This is a genomic window from Dyadobacter jejuensis, assembly GCF_003149085.1.
GTDB lineage: Bacteria > Bacteroidota > Bacteroidia > Cytophagales > Spirosomataceae > Dyadobacter > Dyadobacter jejuensis.
The window spans coordinates 1-2,314 of sequence record NZ_QGDT01000048.1 but is presented as its reverse complement, the minus strand read 5'-3'; the positions used below and the strand labels follow the sequence as shown (position 1 = coordinate 2,314).

General features: G+C 40.1%; 2 protein-coding genes. Both read left to right on the top strand.

What is annotated here, in order from left to right:
• Window positions 1-469: 469 nt before the first annotated feature.
• Window positions 470-1,408 (top strand): hypothetical protein, encoded by a 939-nt coding sequence (locus CLV98_RS23095; RefSeq protein WP_146202355.1) that lies wholly within the window; start codon window positions 470-472, stop codon window positions 1,406-1,408.
• A complete protein-coding gene (locus CLV98_RS23090; protein WP_109678490.1) occupies window positions 1,405-1,833 on the top strand; it encodes a hypothetical protein in 429 nt (142 codons plus the stop codon). Before CLV98_RS23095 ends, CLV98_RS23090 begins: the two co-directional genes overlap by 4 nt.
• Window positions 1,834-2,314 lie beyond the last annotated feature (481 nt).

Genomic DNA, 2,314 nt, shown 5'->3' with positions numbered 1-2,314 from the left:
AGTACATTTCGTCTCCAGTGGGGCTCGTAGCCATCATTGAAAGTAACGGCGGCTCGCATTCGGCACACTATACCTATAGGGGGACGCCCAGTCGGGTCATTTGGGGTCGATTGTCACGGTAACCAACGGATCAGGAACGGTGGAGGTTGAGCAAAGCTTTGATGCGGGGACGCCCAGTCTTGGGGCAGGAGACGAAACGTAACGAGCTGGGCGCTTTTGTCACCCACGGCTACCACAGGCTTGCCCGTGTGGCTGTTCCGAGGGTATACCGGTCACGAGCATTTGGATCAGTTCGGTCTAGGCGCCCCCAGCTGATCAATATGAATGCAACGCGGTTGGCGGACGGACGGTTATATGATCCTGTTTTGGGGCGGATGTTATCTCCGGATAATTATATTTCTGACGCAGGTTTTAGCCAAGATTATAATGGGGCCGCCCAGGTCGCTATACTTATGCTAGGAATAATCCATTGGTATACACCGATCCTGATGGTAATTATGCTTTCTTTATATTGCCTACTATTGGTTGGAGTAAGACAGGAGGTTTAAGTATTGGTCTTATGGCAGGAGTAGGGTTTGCGGGTGGGTTAAGTGCACAAGTGGGCATAGGATATAGTTTCAAAAGTCAGGATTTTTCTGCTTTTGTTGGCGCATCGTTTGCGTTTAATTCAATTTATGCTTCCTATTCGTTTTCCAATGGGGGTAGTGTCGGTTATACTTTCGGACTTTCTATTTTTTCGGGAACTCCAGTAAGTTCCAACTTTGGTTCCGTTGGTATGAATTATAATTTTTCAAATAATAGTTGGAGCGGAAATGCTTCGGCTTGGCATATAAATCATGCTGGGGTGACATTTGATCCAAGTGTATCTATTGCAGTCTTCTCGGATAGGACTACAAATTTGGTGAGAGGACAGGGATTTAAAAGCAACGATCAAGTTCTGGCCAAATTTGTACAACAGGGAAATTACCAAGGGGCACTAGATTATTTTGGTTTTGAGGGCACCTATGATCCAAACAAACCAAAAGGAGCTGAGTATGCCGAAGGTAGAAAGTACTATGCGGCAGCTGATCCAATAACTGGTGCAATTCAATACGGGTATGATAGCTTTTCTTCATATGCAAATTTAAAAGCAATGTGGATCAAAGAAAGCTTTATTAGCAGAAGGGCAATTGCAGGAAAGATTGAAAGTCAGGAGCCAATTGGAACTTTCAAAAAATACTTTCCAGAAGAAAGAGCTAGCTTTACTTATGCCTATAAAAATGGAGGACGCTTCCTTTCATCCTCACTTGGAAAATATTTTCTTAACCAGGCACAGGCCTATGAAGCACAATCCTATAATATTTTACCTAAGAATAGAGTCTCTTTTAATTGGGTTCAAAAATTCATATTTAAAATACCAAGAAGATGAATTCAATAATTTCAATAATGCTATTCGTGTTAATGAGTTTTAGTTTTTCTAGCTCCCAGGATTGCGACTGCGATCAGTGGTTTAATAAACTTTACATTCCAGATAATGACAAAATTAACACCATTATTTTTTTGAAGCCACCAAAAATTTCTGGCTATTTAGCCGGAACTACTGTCCAAGACAGCATCGGACCTTACGGAGATATCTTTATGTCGTTAATAATAAATGACCATGATAAAATTATTTGTACAAGGCTATTAAAAGGAGATAGTTTACTCATTCCCAAAGTAAAGAAATTTTTGAGTAAGCAAACCGTACATTCGGCTCAGTCAGAAGGAGGAAGAAAAGTATTTTCATTATATTCAATTAGGTTACAGTTTATTCCCGTATCAAAAATTACAAAAAAATACAAAAGACACAAATAATTAAGAATCAATTATTTATAGTTAATTCAACACAGACTCAAATAAGAATTATTCCGATAAAATAATAAGTAGCGTTTATTTCTTGTTGCGTGGTTGTGTTCAATTCCCAATTAGCGACAAGAATATTTGTAAATGTTCCTAACTGCTTAAATCCTTCAACCAGCTATACCTGATTAACATAAGTCCAAGCTAGTTGGCGTGAGGCCATTGGCTTCGATTTTTGGACGGATGGTGTCACCGAAAAACTATATTTTGGGAACTACAGCCGTATGTAAACGTTCCGAACCCAAAGTGAATTGATCATAAAAGGCGACCCTCCCATCAAAAATTATCGAAAACATTAAAGTCCTATTATCATGAAAATACATCTACTGGTATTGTTCGCCATGTTGGGCACCTTATCGATGGCTCAGTCGGTGAAGTATGATTACGATAACTCTGGAAATCGTATCCTCAGAGAACCTGGTATCCCCTTACCCGT